This is a genomic window from Pseudanabaena sp. Chao 1811 (assembly GCF_027942295.1).
In the GTDB taxonomy this organism is placed as follows: domain Bacteria; phylum Cyanobacteriota; class Cyanobacteriia; order Pseudanabaenales; family Pseudanabaenaceae; genus Pseudanabaena.
The window spans coordinates 656,519-674,306 of the sequence record NZ_CP101416.1 but is presented as its reverse complement, the minus strand read 5'-3'; the positions used below and the strand labels follow the sequence as shown (position 1 = coordinate 674,306).

The following is a 17,788-nucleotide window of genomic DNA, read 5'->3' as shown; positions in this document are numbered from 1 at the left end:
TAATATTTTGGACAGCAACAATAAAGTCACCTTGGTTAATTGCTCGATCTTTTGTTAAGGCAAATAAAATATTTTGCTGCTTTCTGAGTTGATTTTCGCGACGGTCTAGCAAAAAATTAGTGCGTTGTAGTGAAGATTTTAACGCTTCTAGCTCATTACTTTTTTGCTGGACTAGTAATTCTAATTCCTGATTTGATTTTTTGAGACGCTGTGAGATCAAAAATATTGATCGCCACCAAGCGATCGCTACTACTAATGCAATTAATGCGATGGTGAATATTTCCCAGATCAATTTGGTGGCGTAGTTAATACTCAGGTTTCTAGACTTGTAAAATACAAATACTGACAAATATATAAATATGCTAACGCGATCGCTAATAGTGGTCAATTCGCACAATTGCTGACCTTAAGCCCATTTATCATCAACTTCAGCAGCCACTACATCAATTGTGAAGCCATAGCCACTTACCGTTTGACCTGCACGGATTTTGCAGCCCTTGCGTAGTTCGATCTGTCCATCTACCTCTACATCCCCTTCTATAATCATTAATTTGGCAATGCCGCCAGTATCGGCAACACCACAAACCTTTAATAAATTGCTTAGGGTGATATATTCCCCCGTTAGTTCAAAGGTTTCCTGAAAATTTTCTTGCATTATGCTCTCTAGTTTCTAGGATTAGGTTAATTTGCGCTAAAAAGTAAGCATAATAGATGCAGTATCGCGAAATCTCGATTCATCTAAAAATGGTTTCTAAGATGAGCAGAGCATAGCTCTAATCATCCTAAAATACCGCCATCTTTATCACTATCCTAAAAATTAGTTCGTTAAAAATTTCCATGAGTCAACTGTGGCAAGAGTTAGAGCGCGAAGTCGAAAGGCGGCGCACCTTTGCAATTATTTCCCACCCCGATGCGGGGAAAACTACCCTTACTGAAAAACTATTGCTGTACGGAGGTGCAATCCACCTTGCGGGTGCGGTCAAAGCTAGAGCCGCTCAGCGTCATGCCACATCGGACTGGATGGAATTAGAAAAACAACGCGGGATTTCGATTACCTCGACGGTTTTGCAATTTGACTATATGGGCTATTGCATTAATTTGCTGGATACCCCCGGTCACAAAGATTTTAGTGAAGACACCTATCGCACCCTCGCGGCGGCGGATAATGCCGTGATGCTAGTTGATGGGGCAAAGGGATTAGAGCCACAAACTCGGAAATTGTTTGAAGTTTGTCGGATGCGATCGCTACCAATTTTTACTTTCATCAACAAAATGGATCGCCCTACCCGTGAGCCATTGGAACTGTTGGATGAAATCGAAAAAGAGTTAGGGATCACTCCCTATGTGATGAATTGGGCGATCGGTACGGGCGATCAGTTTAAAGGTGTGTATGATCGCGCCACGAAGACAGTGCATTTGTTTCAACGGAGTGCTCACGGACAACGCGAAGCAACTGTTGATATCTATCCCTATGATGATCCCCAAGCCATTAAATTTATTGGCAATAATCTCTATAACCAACTGCTCGAAGACTTGGAAGTTCTCGATTCCCTCGGTGCAGAATGGGATACACAGGATTTACATCGGGGTAAGCTCACGCCAATTTTCTTTGGTAGTGCCATGACCAACTTTGGTGTGGAACTATTCTTAAAATCTTTTCTGGAATTTGGCATCACTCCCACTGTTCACGATAGTTCAAGCGGTGAAGTCTCTCCCACTGATGAGGACTTCTCGGCGTTTGTATTTAAACTGCAAGCGAATATGGACCCACGCCATCGCGATCGCATTGCCTTTGTGCGAGTTTGCTCTGGCAAGTTTGAAAAAGATATGAGTGTGACCCATTTACGCAGTGGCAAGAGCATTCGGCTGTCCCATGCCCAAAAATTATTTGGACAGGATCGTGAAGCGATCGATGTCGCTTATGCAGGTGATGTCATCGGTTTAAATAATCCGGGAATGTTTGCGATCGGGGACACGATTTATCTCGGTAAAAAGCGTCAATATGCGGGGATTCCTTGCTTCTCGCCAGAACTATTCTGTACGCTCCGTAATCCTAACCCCTCTAAGTTCAAGCAATTCCGTAAAGGGATTTCGGAACTACAGGAGGAAGGCGCAATCCAAATCATGTATTCCGTTGATGAATCGAAGCGCGATCCGATTCTCGCTGCCGTCGGGCAATTACAATTTGAAGTTGCTCAGTACCGACTCCAAAGCGAATACAGCGTCGAAACTATTCTCGAATCGATGCCTTATTCCGTAGCAAGATGGGTTGAGGATGGCTGGGAAGCCCTCGAAGCTGTGGGTAGACTATTTAATACAATGGTAGTCAAAGATAGCTGGAATCGTCCTGTGTTGCTCTTTAAGAACCAATGGAACTTAAATCAAGTGGAAGCGGATCATCCTAAGTTGAGATTAAAAGCGATCGCCCCCATTGCCGAGCTAACTACTGCTGATACGAAGTAAGTACCTATCCATTTAGACGAAATCGTAGTGGATAGACACAGCCAAGGTAATGCAATAGCAAATTTCTGATAACTATGTTTAACTTTTTCTAAAAGAACTTCTAATACACTATTTTAGGTGTGTCTATCCACTACAAGATCTACAAAATGGTTGCTCTGAGAGGAATTAAATATAGGTAGATAAAGTCTTGATATGAGCAATTGCTGCTGAAACTGTTACTGGTAATTTATACCCACCTCCATGCGAAGAGAGAACTGGACATTCACATTTCTTCGCATAACTTAAAACGATTTCAGTTAGCTTGCAAAAGTCGTCATTTGTCCAGCCCGTTGTCCTTGCTCCACAATCATTCTTATGAGAATCATAGCCAGAAAAAATAGCGATTAGATTAGGTTTCCATGGAACCTTTTCTAAAGCTTGTTGAAAAGCATCAATACTTTCATGCCCATAATAAAAATTTCCAGTTATCCCCTCATCTTGAAGAACTTCAACTGGAAAAGATTCAGTGATAATCGGAATGTTACAATGTCCAACTGCTTCCGCAGCATCTGTTGTCCCAACTTTCAAGTTTGAGGCTTTAGCCATGTAGAGATCAACTGCACTATGAATACTGATGCAATAGACAGTAGAATCATTGCTAAAAATCTCTTGGGTTCCATCACCATGATGAATATCCCAATCAATAATCAGCACCTTTTCAAATCCATGATTTTGAGCATATCGAGTAGCAGCAGCAAGGGGATTAAGAAGACAGTAGCCATGTCCCCAGTTACTGTGGGCATGATGTCCAACCATACTGAAACAATAAGCTCGGTCTAGATTTCCCTGTTTCATGTTGTCAACTGCCGTTAGCATTCCTCCTAATCCATAGAGATAACCAGACAAACAATATTCTAGCCCTGAACACTCAAAATTCAATTGTGGTAGAGATAGACTAATTTCATCCAATGGTTTTCCAAGAGCTTTTAAAGTGATTTTCCGTATATATTCATAGGTATGTACTCGGAGGTAATCATCAACTTTAGCTTTTCTTAAAGGTAGTACTGGATAATCTTGAAGTGAGTTTGCAAGATTATGTCGAACTTTGTTGTAATACGGGAAAGAATATTTGCCAAAAGAAATTTCCTGAATAGGTTTAGAAGACAAAAATGTTTGAGGATGTAAGTAGGTAGCAAACCGAATCATCATTGTCTCCCGTACTTGTTTTATTAGAGTTATTGGGACAGTTAATCATCCCCGTAGTGGATAGACATGGCTAAAATCATGCATAGTAAATTTCTGGTAACTATGTTTAGCTTGTTTTAAAAGAACTTCTAATACACTATTTTAGCTGTATCTATCTACTACGGGTTTATAATTTACTTATTAAGTATTACTGAAAACTATGACTGAGTTATTGGATGCTAAACAACAAAGAGAAGAAGCTCTATTATCGGCATTTCTAGAAATGGTGCGATCGCCTGATGGTGATTTTGGTGTAATTGATCGCCTTGCGATAGCGAGTGCAGATTCAGAAAGCTTACAGTTAATGATTCAGTCTTTATCTAGCCATTCTCAAGGGAAACTTGCTTTTGAGACCTATCCACGTGTTGGTGAAGTAGATTTAGAACAGCTTGCTATTTTGCCAAAGCATACTCTTGGTTATGCCTATGCTCAGCATATGTTCAAAAACAACCTCAAGCCATTGCAAATCAAGCCTAGTAACAATGACTATGAGTTTTTAGGCGCACATATTACCGAAACCCATGATATTTGGCATGTGATTACGGGATTTGAGACCACTATTATTGGCGAGATTCAGTTAGAAGCTTTCTATGTATCCCAAATGCGTTTCAGCCGATTCTGGTTAGCTTTAATTACCAAAAATCTCTTAAAAACTGTGGTCTATGATATTGAACGTTCTACAGAGTATATGGATGCAGTTTCTCAAGGATGGCTTTTAGCAAAACATGCTCAACCTCTATTTGGGATAGATTGGAAACTTCTGTGGGAAAAGCCTCTAACTGAGCTTCGCGATTCATTGAATATCAGAATTTTATGAAATAATCATTTTATGGAAGGCAAAATACTATTGTGATCATGGCGATCGCTATATCTCTTTAGAAATAATTCTTTAGTATCATTTTCTAACCTCTATAAACGAAGCACATTGCAAATGTATTTAACAATACTTTACATGATTGTAAAATAGTTGTAATGTTAGCGCCATGTTAAAAGTTGGTATAAATTTCCTTTTCGCTACTGTACAGATCATGATTACTAATGGAGGTAATGTCATGACAGAACTAGGTATGCAATTGCAAGACTGATGAAGGCTTCATCGTGCTTTTACGAAGCACTTTGTTGTCACAATGACTAAACAAACCTTTTAGAAGTCAACATATATAAAAGTTTGGTCATCTGCTGGCAACAAAACTCGCAACGGGATTACTTTTTGTCTCACAAAATTTACGTTGTATGGTTTCGTGCTAACGGCATAGGTTAGAGAATCCATATCAACCCCAAACAGTAAAAAATAGTGAGACCTCAACATTGGAGGTTTTATGAATGTACGAGGAAAAACAGCTCTGATTACAGGAGCTTCGAGGGGTATTGGTCGAGCGATCGCCTTAGAATTAGCTCAACAGGGTGCAAAGTGCTTGATTCTGGTTGCCCGCGATCAAGACCGTTTAAATTCACTAGCTTCCGAAATAGAAGATCTAGGGATAGAAGCTGTAAGTCTACCTTTAGACCTATCGCAAACGATTGAAGTGAACATTGCGATCGCTCAAGTATGGAGAGATGTTGGTCCTATTGATATTTTGATTAACTGTGCGGGTGTCGCGCATCAATCCTCATTTTTGCGATCGCGTTTTCAAGATGTGCAATCGGAAATTGAAATCAATCTACTTGGTATGTATGCCATCACCAGAATGGTAGCGCGACGAATGGCAGTGCAGCGTCGAGGTAGCATCGTCAATGTGTCTAGCCTGATGGGTAAAGTTGCTGCACCAACGATGGCAACCTATTCGGCGACTAAGTTTGCGATCGTTGGCTTTACTCAAGCCCTGCGTGGAGAGTTAGCTGCTTACAACATTAAGGTGTCTGCCTTACTTCCCTCTCTTACCGATACCGACATGGCACAGGATTTGGAGTGGTTTCGCTGGGTTTCCCTGATGACTCCTAAGCAAGTTGCTAAGGCGCTCATCTCTGGGGTAGAGCGCGAAGCACCCGAAATTCTGGTCGGTTGGCAGAGTCATCTCGCAGTCTGGTGTCATCGGCTCTTTCCATTCCTAATGGAAAAGATCTTGCTCATGGCTGCTCCTAAAGTTAGTTAAAAAAGAGAGAACTGCTTCGCAGTTCTCTCTTTTTGATTAGAGTAAAAAATCAGGCGATCGCGTAATTGCATACATCTTGACATCCCAAGGACGATTTTTTGTGAATACATAATTATGCAGAATTCCTTCAAACTGCATTCCAGATTTTTCTAAAACTCTGGCTGAGCCAATATTATCAACAGCGCAATATGCCTGAATTCTGAGTAAGTGCATCACATGAAAACCGAAAGCGATCGCCGCTTGTGCTGCTTCCGTCATTAGTCCCTGTCCCCAATATTCCCTTGCAATTACATATCCCAATTCCGCACGATGATGGATGGATGTACTGTGTAAGCTACAAGTTCCAATTAATTTGCCACTTTCTTTCTCAACGATTCCCCACTTCATCCCTTTCCCAGAACGATAGATTGCAAAGGCAACGTTGTTTAAATATTCGTAGGTATCCTTTATCGACTGATGTGCATCCCATAATGTGTAAGTTGTGACTTGAGGATCGCTAGCATAGGCAAAGATATCCTCGGCATCTTCAATAGTTATTTTACGAAGAATCAGTCTTGGTGTTTGTAAAGTTAGAAATTGTTCTGGCAGATATCGCATGGTGATAGCTCTATAAATTTTCTACACAATGCTTTACATTTCACCTAGCATCACAGACTAAATGTAAAGTATTTATTTAGTGATAAACGCTTATAACAAATCCTAAGTCCAATCCCTGAAATATTTAGTAATTACAAAGAAACGATTATGACTATCGCTCCTGTTGCTCCTAGTAAGGTTTTACCAAAAGTTCCTGTTGATTCTAAGACTCGCGTGAAACAATTCATGCAGAACTTACAAGACAGCATTTGCCAAGGTTTAGAGGAATTAGACGGCAAAGCTAAATTTAAACAAGATCAGTGGGAACGACCTGAAGGCGGCGGCGGCAGATCTCGTGTAATTACCGATGGTGACTATTTTGATAAGGGTGGCGTAAATTTCTCTGAGGTCTTTGGCTCCCAATTACCCCCAACCATTTTGCGCCATCATCCAGAAGTTGCAGGCGAAACATTTTATGCAACGGGTACTTCGATGGTGCTGCATCCTAAAAATCCTTACGCACCAACAGTTCACCTAAACTATCGTTATTTTGAAGCAGGTCCAATCTGGTGGTTTGGTGGCGGACTCGACCTCACCCCTTACTATGGCTTTGGCGAAGATGCTAAGCATTTGCACACTACACTCAAAGCTGCTTGCGATCGCCACAATCCTAATTACTATCCTGTTTTCAAGCAATGGTGTGATGATTACTTTTTCCTCAAGCACCGTGGTGAAACTCGTGGAGTCGGTGGTATTTTCTTTGACTACCAAAATGGCGAGGAAGGACTTTATAAAAACAGTAATGACTCGACAACTGCTCAGGTCATGAGTGACGAGATCGGCGATGTACCTCGTACTTGGGAAGAAATTTTCGCCTTTGTTCAAGATTGCGGTAATGCGTTCTTGCCTGCCTATACCCCGATCGCAAATCGTCGTCGCAATACTGAATTTGGCGATCGCGAAAAGCAATGGCAACTCTACCGTCGTGGACGCTATGTCGAATTTAACCTCGTCTATGATCGCGGCACAATTTTCGGTCTGCAAACTAACGGACGTACTGAGTCAATTTTGATGTCACTTCCTCCTCTGGTACGTTGGGATTATGACTATCATCCTGAACCCAATACCCCTGAAGCTGAATTGCACACAACCTTCCTAAAACCCCAAGACTGGATTAACTGGCAAGCCTAATAAAAAAGCATCTCGTAAGAGGTGCTTTTTTATAGCAATGTAAGAAAACAAATCAAAACCCAAATATAGTGAAGGCGGCACGAAGTGCCGCCTTCACTATATTTGGGTTTTATGTCCTAAGCAAAACTTACATTGCTATATTAGAAAAATATAATGTCCAAAAGATTTCAATGTTCAGGCTTATGACAGAAATCAGCAATTCCATCACTGAAAATTTTGCAATTAATGTATATCCACAAAATAATGGGTGGTATATCTGCGAACTGTCAGACCTCTCCACTAATACTATTCGCTGCTATGGTCAGACAAGAGAACATGCGATCGCTAATGCGCTGGAAAAGCTAGCAGCAAGCTATCGACAGGTTGCTGAGGATCAACAACAAAACATCGATTGGGAAGAAACAAAAAAATCAGAAACAGGAGAAGTCATTGATAGTTTTTACCATGTAATTCTTCACTACGAAGACATTATTGAAGTAGAGTCAAAGTTTGAAGCATTGCATAACACAATTATAGGAAACACTGTAGTTGAAAATGCCATAATCACAGTGCTTGAAATTGATCAAGATCTTCCAATTGAGCCATTAACAAAAGTATGAGATTAGTAGTGCTAAATAGGTAAGTATAGGCGGCGTGAAGCGCCGCCTATACTTATTAAAATATAAGATTAGTCGATCTAAAGCTCTAAGTCTCATTTTTAGAGTGATAATTTTAGATGGCAAGATAAAATGATCCAATGTTAGAAATCAACAACCTTAGTGTTAACTATGGCGGAATTCAGGCTTTGCAAGATGTGAGCTTGACTGTCAATGAGGGTGAAGTTGTCACTTTAATCGGGGCAAATGGTGCGGGCAAAACGACAACTTTACGCACTATTTCGCGCTTGGTATCACCGCGATCGGGACAGATCCTCTACAACGGCAAAAATATTACGAGCTTAAGACCTGATCAAGTGGTGCAAGCTGGCATTGCCCATAGTCCCGAAGGTCGCCGAGTATTAGCTCGACAAACGGTATTAGATAATTTGGAACTCGGTGCTTTTTTGCGGAGCGATCGCTGGGGGATTAAAGCCGATATCGAAAAGCAATTTCAGATATTTCCACGCCTCGGTGAGCGCCGCGATCAACTCGCTGGAACCCTAAGTGGTGGCGAACAACAAATGTTAGCGATCGCCCGTGCGGTGATGAGTCGCCCGAAGTTATTACTGCTAGATGAACCGAGCTTAGGCTTAGCGCCGCAAATTGTACGAGAAATTTTTAAAACGATTGTGGAACTGAATAAGTCTGGTGTAACGATTTTATTGGTAGAACAAAATGCTAACTTAGCCTTACAAAATGCGAATCGTGGCTATGTGATGGAGTCAGGAATAATTACAATTGAGGGGCAAGCATCAGACTTATTGATTGATGAAAGAGTGCGTCAGGCTTATTTGGGTTAATTGCTGATGTCTGAGACCCAGCAAAACAAGCAACTCTCTTATTTATTGGCTACCATGGAAAAAGTGAAAAGTTGTGTTTTAACTTACACTTTATACATAGATATCTAGCGCGTCGCATTGTTTCGTATGATTGAGACCCTCAATAAGTTGCCTCGTTGGTTTTCACTGGGCTTAACCTTCCCGTTAATTTTCCTGAACGGGTGGCTATTGCTATTGCTTGGTAGAGAATTGCAACCATTAGTTAGTATTCTCATTACGGCAACAGTGATTTCGTTTTTGCTAGATTATCCCATTCGCTTTCTAATTAAATTGAGAGTAAAGCGAGGTATCGCCGCAGGATTAGTGATCCTCATATTTTTCATGCTGCTTGGCACTCTAGCCATTTTTCTTGTACCGCTAATTTTGGCACAGGCAAATGAATTACTTGTGCGTCTGCCTGATTGGATTAAGTCAGGTCAGCAGCAGTTGCAAACCCTTGAGACTTGGGCGATCGCGCAGCAATTACCAATCGATATCAGCAGTACTTTTAATCAATTAATTGAAAAACTAACTGGTGTATTGAGATCTTTAACGAGTCAGCTTTTTGGACTTGTCTTTGGTGCGATCGGTAGTATCGTCAACATCTTTCTAACTTTAGTCTTTTCCATTTTTCTAGTTCTGCGTGGGCAAGATCTGTGGAATGGATTGCTAAGCTGGCTGCCTCAAAAATGGAATGATCAGGTACGTAATTTACTCCCTCGCAATTTTGAGCGCTTTATTGTCGGACAGGTTACTTTAGCTACGATTCTTGGTATATGTCAAACCACTGCCCTGCTCATTTTAGGTGTCCCCTTAGCCCAACTGTTTGGATTTGGAATTGGGATTGCGAGTTTAATTCCCCTTGGTGGCTCAACATCAATTATCACGATTAGCCTCTTGCTTGCCCTACAAAACTTTTGGTTGGGAGTAAAGGTTTTGCTGGTAGCTGTAGCTGTTATTCAGGTCGTGGAAAATGTATTAGGTCCCCGTATTGTTGGGGAGTTAACGGGGCTAAATCCAGTCTGGATGTTAATTTCTCTCGATATTGGGTTTAAGTTGAATGGTGTTTTAGGCTTGCTGGTAGCAGTACCGATCGCTGGTTTTATCAAAGGAACCTTTGATACGATCCGTGGTGTCAAGATTCCACCGACGAAAGAAGAAATAAAGGCGATCGCTGAGGAACATACAGAAGTTGTAATTAAGTAACAAAGAGATTCAAGGGAAAGCCCTATTTGATGGATAGAGCTTTCCCTTGAATAACTCAAAAAATTTATATAAACTCCTTTAATATGGTTATTTGTCATTGAAATAAAGTTAATATTATTTTTTAGAGGGGAATATCTATTATTTAGCTCACGATATTCTAAAAAATATGTTTGATTTATTTCTAAGTACAGCAATCTCTAATACTCAAGTACAAATTGTTGGTCAGGCTCAAGCTGCAACAGTTTATCTCCCTATTTCAACTAAACAATCCCCCAGACAGAATTGTGTTACCTATACAGCCACAAATACCACTGGACGAGCAGTGAGCAATGTATCTGTCAATCGTCGTGATAGCGAAGGGAAGATCAGTAAATCCTTCTTGACTTCATCTTTAGCTGCTGGGAAAACTGAAACTTTTGATCTTTGTGATAACTCATTTGTAAATGTTGAAGCTAAGCAATAAAAAGCTATAAGCATTGGAGATACTTTAAAACGGGATTTGAGAGAGGGTTTGCTACGCCAACGCTCTCTCAAATCCCAGAAGCAAAAGACTTACTAGGCAGGTCTTTTGCTTCTGGGGTTTTAAAATTTGCAAGCTTGATCGAACTGACGTTACTTTAAGTTTTTGTAACTTATAACCCAATCAATAGATACTCTGTTAATCTAAATAAAATAAACATGAGCAGCGCAAATGCTACTCATGTTTCTCTTTTTATAGACCAACTGACAACTTGTGCATATGAAGCGTTTTCGGGATGAATGGATTGACGAATGGTGTCAAGAAAATGGTTGGACTGACCTATTTGTAGAGCGCTGCTGTAATTATTGGGCATTTCCGCCCAGCTCTGTCATGCCCTTACCAATCCCTAACGATACCCTTCGAGAGATCAAAGCTGCTAAGGGGATGAGTGATGATGAAAAGTTTTGGACATTAGCTGCGATCACGATTTCCTGCATTGCATCAATATTTAGTTTTATCTTTAAAAATCCCCTACCCATTACCTGTGCATTTGGCTGTGTCGCCTTTATTGTCGGACAACTAGAAATCGAAGAATTTTAATCAAAAAAGGGCTGCGTTGCAGCCCTTTTTTGATTTATATAAAGAAAGGCTCGCTTAGCGAGCCTTTCTTTATAGAGTTAATATTTTTGCTACGAGTGCCAGACTTTCCTCGAAAAGAACCTCTCGCCCCCAGCGTTGTAACTGTTGACCGAGTAGGGTATCAGCACTTTGATCAGATAAAGGTGACACCTGATGCACACGATAGTTCTGTGCGCCGCCACCAGCTTCCATCCGCATACAGCCCGTTGACTCAGAGCAGAACACATTACAAGCATCAGTATTTTGATTAGAAGCAGTTAAGCGCAACCCAATCAAATCACCTACTACTTCGCCAGGATCACCAACGGGGATCGCGGCGAGTTCAGCTTTGATTCGGAGATCGTGTCGCCCCTCAAAAATAATATGCTGAATGTCATAATCGCCACCCTCACTGGTACGTTCGATCGGTTCCCATTCCAAACGGCTAGCGATCCAGCCTAAAAACATCAGGGCTTGGGTACTATTACCGCGTTCATAGTCAATGGTAATTCCATCGATTTCCCAAACGGCAGCACGGCGATCGGGTTGGTCAAAGGCTTGAGCCGTGAGTTCTTGCCAAGGAGCTAGCCTTTGCCAGTTGAGATCGGCAATTTGGGTGCTAGCTTGGATCATTGCTTTGACCTTTAGCAAGTCTGCTTCAGAATTACTAAAAGTTGCCGAGTCCATAATTAAGCGATCGCTTAAATTAACCAACTTCTCAAACATTCTTGTATTGGGAGCAGGGCTATCCTTCCACCAGAGAAATACAGGCAAATCGGGGATCAGCAATTCTGGAAGAATACTATGCACCCGCTCAAAGGAAGTCTTTGCCCCAGAGAGTGTGATATATTCTCCACAAATTAAGGAGCTACGACTTTTTTGAATTGGACAATAAGCTGCTACCTGTGCGGAAATTCCTTGATCCTCCCCCTCAACTGTGACGAGATCAATGACTCGACAGGGGCTTTGAGAAGCGATCGATTCTACCGAAGCAATCCGTGATGCTGCGCCAATGGTTTCTGGTTCATATACTAATAGGTTAAAGGTGGTGGCACGAGCCGCAGAGTTCTCACCATAGGACTGCCAGATTTTGCTTAGCTCTGCTTCGACTTGGGATACCGAGACATCTTTGGGAGCTTGCAAAGATACGACGGGAGTTGCTTGAGTATTCATAGGAAAAAGTTAAATCTAAATCAACACCGTTTACCTTGAGTTTTAGAGATTTGGAATATACCCAAATCTCTAAAACATTATTTGTTCTTAAATAAGTTGGCTCAGCCAACTTATTTAAGGGTTTATAGTCGTCGCCACTGTCGTCCATCACGCTCGATTAGCTGTTCTGCTTCCGTTGGTCCCCAAGTGCCTGCCTCATACTGAGGAACGACGCTGGGATCATTAGGCTGCTCCCAAGCAGTAAGAGCAGGTGTTACTACTTTCCAAGCAGCTTCTACTTCGTCACCGCGTGTAAATAGAGTTTGATCGCCTAACATACAGTCTAATAGCAAGCGATCATAAGCATCGGAGCCTTCGATACCAAAGGTTTTGCCATAGCCGAAATCCATTTCTACGGAACGCGATCGCAGATCAGCCCCCGGCATCTTAGCCTCAAATTTTAAGGCGATCCCCTCATTAGGTTGAATCCTTAGTGTTAGCACGTTGGGAGAAACCTGCTTAGCGGCTGACTGAAATAGTAAATAGGGGACATCACGGAATTGAATCGCAATTTCACTGACCTTTTTCGGCATCCGTTTCCCAGTTCGCAAATAGAAAGGCACACCTTGCCAACGCCAATTATTGACTTCAAATTTCATCGCAACATAGGTAGGCACAAGGGATTCAGGATTAACATTTGGTTCATGGCGATAACCCTGTACCTGCTTACCTTTCATCCAACCTTCACTATATTGAGCGCGTACACACGATCGCTCTAGTTTGCGAGTATCGGCAAGACGAGTTGCTTGAATCACCTTTACCTTTTCATTTCGCAATGAATCGGCATCCATTGAGTTAGGTGGCTCCATCGCAGTTAAGCAGAAAAGCTGCATCAAATGGTTTTGCAGCATATCTCTGAGCGCCCCAGAGTTTTCGTAATAGCCCGCCCGATCTTCCACACCAACAGTCTCAGCAACTGTAATTTGCACATGATCGATAAATTGTCGATTCCACAATGGCTCAAAAATGGCATTGGCAAAGCGCAAAACCAAAAGATTTTGAACCGTTTCTTTGCCTAGATAATGGTCAATTCGATAGATCTGTTTTTCATCACAAGCTTTCTGCACTACGCGGTTGAGATCTTGACAGGACGATAAATCTCTACCAAAAGGTTTCTCAATGACCACGCGAGTTTTCTGGGCATTTTTAATCATTCCCGCTTGCCCTAGCTTCTCGATCGCATCGGTGAAGTAATTAGGCGAAACTGCTAAATAAAAGACTCGATTACCGCGAGTACCTCTTTCTTTATCAATCTCTCCTAACAATTCATCGAGCTTACGATAATCATCAAGATTGCTCATATCCAGCGATTGATAGTACAAGCCTTCAGCAAAATCTTGCCAAATGGCTTCTGCCCCAACGCCTACTGAGAACTTATCTATACCCTCGCGCATTTGCTCACGAAAATAATCATGACTCCAAGGTCGTCGGGCCACGCCAACGATGGTCAGTTCAGGTGGCAGCCGACGCTGCTGTTTGAGATGGTAGATTGCTGGAACAAGCTTTCGGATGGTTAAATCGCCTGATGCACCGAAGATCACAAGGATCAATGGTTCAGGGGTTCTTTCTTGCTGTAAACCAACCCGTAAGGGATTTTCGAGTATTTGTACCACAGGCTCGGTTGTTGAACGCTAGCTAGATTCTAGCCAATACATCTAGTGTTCGAGAGATATCGTATGTTTTCCTTTAGGATCGCTGCTAAACAAGCCCCGCAATGCAGGGCTTGTTGGTTCTTAACGCGAGTTCGGGATAATTTGAAATGGGCTTTGATAGAGGGTTTGCGTAGCAAACCCTCTATCAAAGCCCAAAAGTAAAAGCCTTGCTACGCAAGGCTTTTACTTTTGGGCTGTTAAAATTTGCTAGCTTAACCCGAATTGACGTTTCTTAAGATTGGCGAATTTGGAAATGTTGTTTAGGAGTGGGGAAGCCTGACTCACTAAAGCTTTCGCGGATGACACGATTGGTGTCAAAGTAAACTTGCCAATAGTGGGTGTTGTTGCAGAATGGACGTACTGCTAATTCGGGACCCATTGGAGTGAAGTCAAGGATCTCAATTACAGGAACAGGATTACTAATTACGTTAGGAATATTGGCAATTCGTTCTTGGAGAACACGTATTGCTTCACTAGGATTAACTGAGTGATCTAGCTGTACTTTAATATCGACACGGCGGTAGTCATTAGCAGAGAAGTTTTGAATATTTTCAGAGAACAGTTTGTTGTTACCGATGATCGTGCGGACATTATCAGGGGTGTTGATGGTAGTAACAAATAGACCAATCTCGACAACAGTGCCTGTGATGCCTGCGGCGGAAATGAAATCACCAACTTGGAAGGGGCGAAGGATAATCAGGAATGCACCTGCGGCAAAATTAGCGAGCAATCCACTCCATGCGGCTCCGATCGCTACACCAGCCGCCGCTAACAGTGCGGCAAAGGACGTTGTTTCAACACCAAAGTAACCAAGAATGGCAACTACTAAAATGATATTTAATAGCACCGCAAGGCTAGAAATCAGGTAGCTGATCAGTGTGGGATCAATGCGCTGATTTCTGAGGGCGCGTGAGGTGATGTTGATCGAAATATCGATGAGTTTGCGTCCAATAAACCAGAGGATGATCGCTGCAATTACCTTAAATGCTGCACCAGCCAGCAGGTTTAAATTTGTGGAGAGAATATTTTGAAGTGTCGTTGGATCCATTACTGTAAAGAAATACTCCTATTGGTTGAGAGATTTAGTGGTGCTAATAGTGGCGAGGTTTTAGGGTTAGGCTGAGCAGTACAAAATGATGCTCAGCCTAACCCTAAAATCAAATTCAAAATGCCAATTTAGCTTAATAAAACTAATAAGAAATATAGATGGCAATATTCACTGACATCAACATCTATAGATTTTGAACGATGCTGGGAAAAATGCTACAGAGTTTATGAGTTTATTAATATTTATAAGTAGCTAGGCGCAACTAAAAAATGCGAGTTCGGGATAATTTGAAACGGGCTTTGAGAGAGGGTTTGCTACGCAAACCCTCTCTCAAAGCCCAAAAGTAAAAGCCTTGCTACGCAAGGCTTTTACTTTTGGGCTTTGAAAATTTGCCAGCTTAACTCGAACTGTCGTTAAAAACTACGGCACACGCTTGTGCGTGTGCCGTAGTTTTTAGCCATAAAATAAGCCCCAGAGAGATCTTAGGAACGCGCAGTAAAATAAGCTTGTAGAGTAGCGAAGCCGCTCTATAAACATCTGAGTAAGGGTACATCTATGAGTCGTTATCCTAAACGCGATCGCCAAATTGAAACTCCAGAGCAAATATCACGAGATTCTACTAAGGAAAGAATCGAGATGTTTTTTTGCTTGATGCCTGTATTTGGGCTGATCCCATCGGCGATCGCTTTGGTGCGGCAGAGGAGTAGTCGTAAGGTACGCGATGTCAGCCAAGTAGCGATCGCTTTGATGGTGACTTGGGCGATCTCCTATAGTGCGATGGGTGGTGTACCCAGTGATGGGCAGTCAATTCAAGTGACGACAGAATTACTCAAAGCAACCTTAAGCTCAGGATATTTTGCGGCTTGTATGTATTTGATGTATCGGTTATATCGACATCAGGCGATCGCCTTACCTTGGAATAAGAGTAATGAAGTGCGATCAGCAAAACGTGATCAAAAGCATGATAATTAAAAACTGTTTTCAGCGTCTTTAAAACAATCTACAAAGTTGGCAAAGTCAACTTTGTAGATTGCCGATCAAATCAAATTTAGGAGAAATAGGTTATGGCTTTGCAAAATGGGCAACGGGCTGCTGGTGGTTTTATTAAAGACTTTCAAGCATTCATTTTGAAAGGTAATGTGATTGATTTAGCAGTTGCGGTGATTATTGGTGGTGCTTTTGGAAAAATTGTTACCTCTTTGATCGAGGACATCATCACCCCTCTGCTTTTAAATCCTGCCCTCAAAGCTGCTAATGTTGAAGATTTAGCCAAGTTGCAAATCAATGGCATCAAATATGGTGTATTTCTTGCTGCTGTGATCAACTTTCTCGTCATTGCCTTTGTGATCTTTTTAATCATTCGTACCTTTGAAGCCGCGAAGCGCAAAAAACAACGAGAGGAAGCTGTCGCACCTGAAGTCAAGCCTGATCCCCAAGAACGTTTGACTTTAGCGGTTGAACGCTTAGCGGAAGTGATGGAATCCAAATAGAATGTTAGGTGGTTGCTCAGCAATCACCTACATTCTATTTGGAAATATTTTTCTAGACCGATCGCCCATTATGCCATTTAGACAATTCACGTATAAATTTCGCCATGCGGCTCTTGGATTTCTGATTACTTTAGGAATTGCGATTGGTATTAATGCTTGCGTGAGTCCGAATAACGACAAAAAGCCTGAAGAAACTAAGTCCCCCGTACCGATGTTTTTGTTCATTCAGGCTTCTCCTGATGGCAAGACAATTGAGGGAATTGTGCCGTCGGATCTCGTAGAGCAGCTAGGTAGTTTGGATCGGGTAATTCAATCGATCCCCGTCGGTAGCAAGTTTTCTTTGGTACAGTTCGGTAAGCCTCTAGGAATGTTTCAAGTTAGTGCGGTGCGTGGTTCCGATGCCTTTGGCGCGATCGCCAGTTTTAAAGTGCAGGAGCCGAATCCTAATGACAAAAATCAACCAGCCAAGGGCTTTGATCCCACTGTCTTAAAACAATCGAATTTAACAATTGTGGCAAGCGATCGCCTCGTTACGAAAGAAGATCGCACTTATTTCTTTAACTGCCCCAGCAAAATTCAACCCCTTGTATTAGATAAGTCTCGCAATTTATTTTTAAAACTGGGGGCAAATCAAGCGGCAACTTCGCAGGTGGCGATCGCTTCCCTCGTATGTGTGGATATTGACGGCGATAATCAACCTGAAATCATTGCAGGTTTGCGCCTCGATAACTCACAACGTCCAACAGGCTTTGATCCCCAAGTTTGGAAAGATTTTTTATCGCGCCCTGCCCTTGAGCGCCAAGAGTACAGCATGTTAGTGATGCTCCGAAAATCAGGCAATGATTGGAATGCGGAACCAATTTTGACCCATACGCGGGCGCTCTCCTATATTAATGACAGTGTGAGTAGTTATGCGCTCTATGGTATTCAGGAAATTAATGGTGATCGCTATCCTGAGCTTGTTGTCCAAGAAATTGGCTTAAATTCCCTTGATGTGCGCGTACTCACACCCAATATTGACCCACAGGGTAAATGGCAATGGCGCAGCTATTACCGAAATCAAAAATCACTAAATATTGTTCAATAAAAAAGTGTGGTG

18 protein-coding genes are annotated in these 17,788 nt (G+C 42.0%); 12 read left to right on the top strand and 6 right to left on the bottom strand.

The features are described from left to right. Nucleotides 1-406: 406 nt before the first annotated feature. Nucleotides 407-655 (bottom strand): RNA-binding S4 domain-containing protein, encoded by a 249-nt coding sequence (locus tag NMG48_RS03250; protein WP_126387812.1) that lies wholly within the window; start codon nucleotides 653-655, stop codon nucleotides 407-409. Nucleotides 656-837: 182 nt separating this feature from the next. Between NMG48_RS03250 and NMG48_RS03245 the strand changes: the two genes are divergently transcribed. After that, nucleotides 838-2,463, top strand: coding sequence for a peptide chain release factor 3 (locus NMG48_RS03245; RefSeq protein WP_271253963.1), 1,626 nt, complete (start codon nucleotides 838-840; stop codon nucleotides 2,461-2,463). A gap of 165 nt (nucleotides 2,464-2,628) precedes the next feature. Here the strand turns inward: NMG48_RS03245 and NMG48_RS03240 are convergent, their stop codons facing one another. Further along, on the bottom strand, nucleotides 2,629-3,651 hold the full coding sequence (locus NMG48_RS03240; RefSeq protein WP_271253962.1) for a histone deacetylase family protein: 1,023 nt from the start codon (nucleotides 3,649-3,651) through the stop codon (nucleotides 2,629-2,631). A 196-nt stretch (nucleotides 3,652-3,847) separates the two neighbouring features. On the opposite strand from NMG48_RS03240, the gene NMG48_RS03235 reads away from it, so the two are divergent. Both NMG48_RS03235 and NMG48_RS03230 read left to right on the top strand, forming a co-directional pair. Further along, complete coding sequence (locus NMG48_RS03235) at nucleotides 3,848-4,504, top strand: Coq4 family protein (protein ID WP_271253961.1); 657 nt, start codon at nucleotides 3,848-3,850, stop codon at nucleotides 4,502-4,504. 502 nt (nucleotides 4,505-5,006) lie between these two features. Next, a complete protein-coding gene (locus NMG48_RS03230; RefSeq protein WP_271253960.1) occupies nucleotides 5,007-5,780 on the top strand; it encodes an SDR family NAD(P)-dependent oxidoreductase in 774 nt (257 codons plus the stop codon). A 36-nt stretch (nucleotides 5,781-5,816) separates the two neighbouring features. Here the strand turns inward: NMG48_RS03230 and NMG48_RS03225 are convergent, their stop codons facing one another. After that, entirely contained in the window at nucleotides 5,817-6,377 is a 561-nt protein-coding gene (locus tag NMG48_RS03225) for a GNAT family N-acetyltransferase (RefSeq protein ID WP_271253959.1), read from the bottom strand. A gap of 147 nt (nucleotides 6,378-6,524) precedes the next feature. On the opposite strand from NMG48_RS03225, the gene hemF reads away from it, so the two are divergent. From hemF to NMG48_RS03195, 6 genes are all read left to right on the top strand, one after another. Next, nucleotides 6,525-7,547, top strand: a complete 1,023-nt coding sequence (gene hemF / locus NMG48_RS03220; RefSeq protein WP_271253958.1) for an oxygen-dependent coproporphyrinogen oxidase — start codon at nucleotides 6,525-6,527, stop codon at nucleotides 7,545-7,547. Nucleotides 7,548-7,729: 182 nt separating this feature from the next. Next, nucleotides 7,730-8,146, top strand: a complete 417-nt coding sequence (locus tag NMG48_RS03215) for a hypothetical protein (protein ID WP_271253957.1) — start codon at nucleotides 7,730-7,732, stop codon at nucleotides 8,144-8,146. 137 nt (nucleotides 8,147-8,283) lie between these two features. Next, nucleotides 8,284-8,985, top strand: a complete 702-nt coding sequence (locus NMG48_RS03210; RefSeq protein ID WP_271253956.1) for an ABC transporter ATP-binding protein — start codon at nucleotides 8,284-8,286, stop codon at nucleotides 8,983-8,985. A 126-nt stretch (nucleotides 8,986-9,111) separates the two neighbouring features. Then, nucleotides 9,112-10,209 carry an AI-2E family transporter gene (locus NMG48_RS03205; protein WP_271253955.1) on the top strand — a complete coding sequence of 366 codons (1,098 nt, stop codon included), beginning with the start codon at nucleotides 9,112-9,114 and terminating at the stop codon, nucleotides 10,207-10,209. 166 nt (nucleotides 10,210-10,375) lie between these two features. Further along, nucleotides 10,376-10,672 carry a hypothetical protein gene (locus tag NMG48_RS03200; protein WP_271253954.1) on the top strand — a complete coding sequence of 99 codons (297 nt, stop codon included), beginning with the start codon at nucleotides 10,376-10,378 and terminating at the stop codon, nucleotides 10,670-10,672. A gap of 276 nt (nucleotides 10,673-10,948) precedes the next feature. Next, nucleotides 10,949-11,269, top strand: a complete 321-nt coding sequence (locus NMG48_RS03195; protein WP_271253953.1) for a hypothetical protein — start codon at nucleotides 10,949-10,951, stop codon at nucleotides 11,267-11,269. Between the two features lie 69 nt (nucleotides 11,270-11,338). Here the strand turns inward: NMG48_RS03195 and opcA are convergent, their stop codons facing one another. From opcA to NMG48_RS03180, 3 genes are all read right to left on the bottom strand, one after another. After that, nucleotides 11,339-12,460, bottom strand: coding sequence for a glucose-6-phosphate dehydrogenase assembly protein OpcA (opcA, locus tag NMG48_RS03190; protein ID WP_271253952.1), 1,122 nt, complete (start codon nucleotides 12,458-12,460; stop codon nucleotides 11,339-11,341). Nucleotides 12,461-12,582: 122 nt separating this feature from the next. After that, entirely contained in the window at nucleotides 12,583-14,112 is a 1,530-nt protein-coding gene (gene zwf / locus NMG48_RS03185; protein WP_271253951.1) for a glucose-6-phosphate dehydrogenase, read from the bottom strand. 271 nt (nucleotides 14,113-14,383) lie between these two features. Then, nucleotides 14,384-15,199, bottom strand: a complete 816-nt coding sequence (locus tag NMG48_RS03180) for a mechanosensitive ion channel family protein (protein ID WP_271253950.1) — start codon at nucleotides 15,197-15,199, stop codon at nucleotides 14,384-14,386. Between the two features lie 555 nt (nucleotides 15,200-15,754). Here NMG48_RS03180 and NMG48_RS03175 point away from each other — a divergent pair. The 3 genes from NMG48_RS03175 (at nucleotide 15,755) to NMG48_RS03165 (ending at nucleotide 17,776) form a co-directional block, all read left to right on the top strand. After that, complete coding sequence (locus NMG48_RS03175) at nucleotides 15,755-16,171, top strand: hypothetical protein (RefSeq protein WP_271253949.1); 417 nt, start codon at nucleotides 15,755-15,757, stop codon at nucleotides 16,169-16,171. A gap of 92 nt (nucleotides 16,172-16,263) precedes the next feature. After that, entirely contained in the window at nucleotides 16,264-16,689 is a 426-nt protein-coding gene (mscL, locus tag NMG48_RS03170; RefSeq protein ID WP_271253948.1) for a large conductance mechanosensitive channel protein MscL, read from the top strand. 1 nt (nucleotide 16,690) lies between these two features. Next, complete coding sequence (locus tag NMG48_RS03165; protein WP_271253947.1) at nucleotides 16,691-17,776, top strand: hypothetical protein; 1,086 nt, start codon at nucleotides 16,691-16,693, stop codon at nucleotides 17,774-17,776. The last annotated feature ends 12 nt before the right edge of the window (nucleotides 17,777-17,788 follow it).

Excerpts from the sequence above, each read along its gene's own strand:
- NMG48_RS03250 (WP_126387812.1), bottom strand. The coding sequence starts at position 655 with ATGCAAGAAAATTTTCAGGAAACCTTTGAACTAACGGGGGAATATATC.
- NMG48_RS03245 (WP_271253963.1), top strand. The coding sequence starts at position 838 with ATGAGTCAACTGTGGCAAGAGTTAGAGCGCGAAGTCGAAAGGCGGCGC.
- NMG48_RS03240 (WP_271253962.1), bottom strand. The coding sequence starts at position 3,651 with ATGATGATTCGGTTTGCTACCTACTTACATCCTCAAACATTTTTGTCT.
- NMG48_RS03235 (WP_271253961.1), top strand. The coding sequence starts at position 3,848 with ATGACTGAGTTATTGGATGCTAAACAACAAAGAGAAGAAGCTCTATTA.
- NMG48_RS03230 (WP_271253960.1), top strand. The coding sequence starts at position 5,007 with ATGAATGTACGAGGAAAAACAGCTCTGATTACAGGAGCTTCGAGGGGT.
- NMG48_RS03225 (WP_271253959.1), bottom strand. The coding sequence starts at position 6,377 with ATGCGATATCTGCCAGAACAATTTCTAACTTTACAAACACCAAGACTG.
- hemF (WP_271253958.1), top strand. The coding sequence starts at position 6,525 with ATGACTATCGCTCCTGTTGCTCCTAGTAAGGTTTTACCAAAAGTTCCT.
- NMG48_RS03215 (WP_271253957.1), top strand. The coding sequence starts at position 7,730 with ATGACAGAAATCAGCAATTCCATCACTGAAAATTTTGCAATTAATGTA.
- NMG48_RS03210 (WP_271253956.1), top strand. The coding sequence starts at position 8,284 with ATGTTAGAAATCAACAACCTTAGTGTTAACTATGGCGGAATTCAGGCT.
- NMG48_RS03205 (WP_271253955.1), top strand. The coding sequence starts at position 9,112 with ATGATTGAGACCCTCAATAAGTTGCCTCGTTGGTTTTCACTGGGCTTA.
- NMG48_RS03200 (WP_271253954.1), top strand. The coding sequence starts at position 10,376 with ATGTTTGATTTATTTCTAAGTACAGCAATCTCTAATACTCAAGTACAA.
- NMG48_RS03195 (WP_271253953.1), top strand. The coding sequence starts at position 10,949 with ATGAAGCGTTTTCGGGATGAATGGATTGACGAATGGTGTCAAGAAAAT.
- opcA (WP_271253952.1), bottom strand. The coding sequence starts at position 12,460 with ATGAATACTCAAGCAACTCCCGTCGTATCTTTGCAAGCTCCCAAAGAT.
- NMG48_RS03180 (WP_271253950.1), bottom strand. The coding sequence starts at position 15,199 with ATGGATCCAACGACACTTCAAAATATTCTCTCCACAAATTTAAACCTG.
- NMG48_RS03175 (WP_271253949.1), top strand. The coding sequence starts at position 15,755 with ATGAGTCGTTATCCTAAACGCGATCGCCAAATTGAAACTCCAGAGCAA.
- mscL (WP_271253948.1), top strand. The coding sequence starts at position 16,264 with ATGGCTTTGCAAAATGGGCAACGGGCTGCTGGTGGTTTTATTAAAGAC.
- NMG48_RS03165 (WP_271253947.1), top strand. The coding sequence starts at position 16,691 with ATGTTAGGTGGTTGCTCAGCAATCACCTACATTCTATTTGGAAATATT.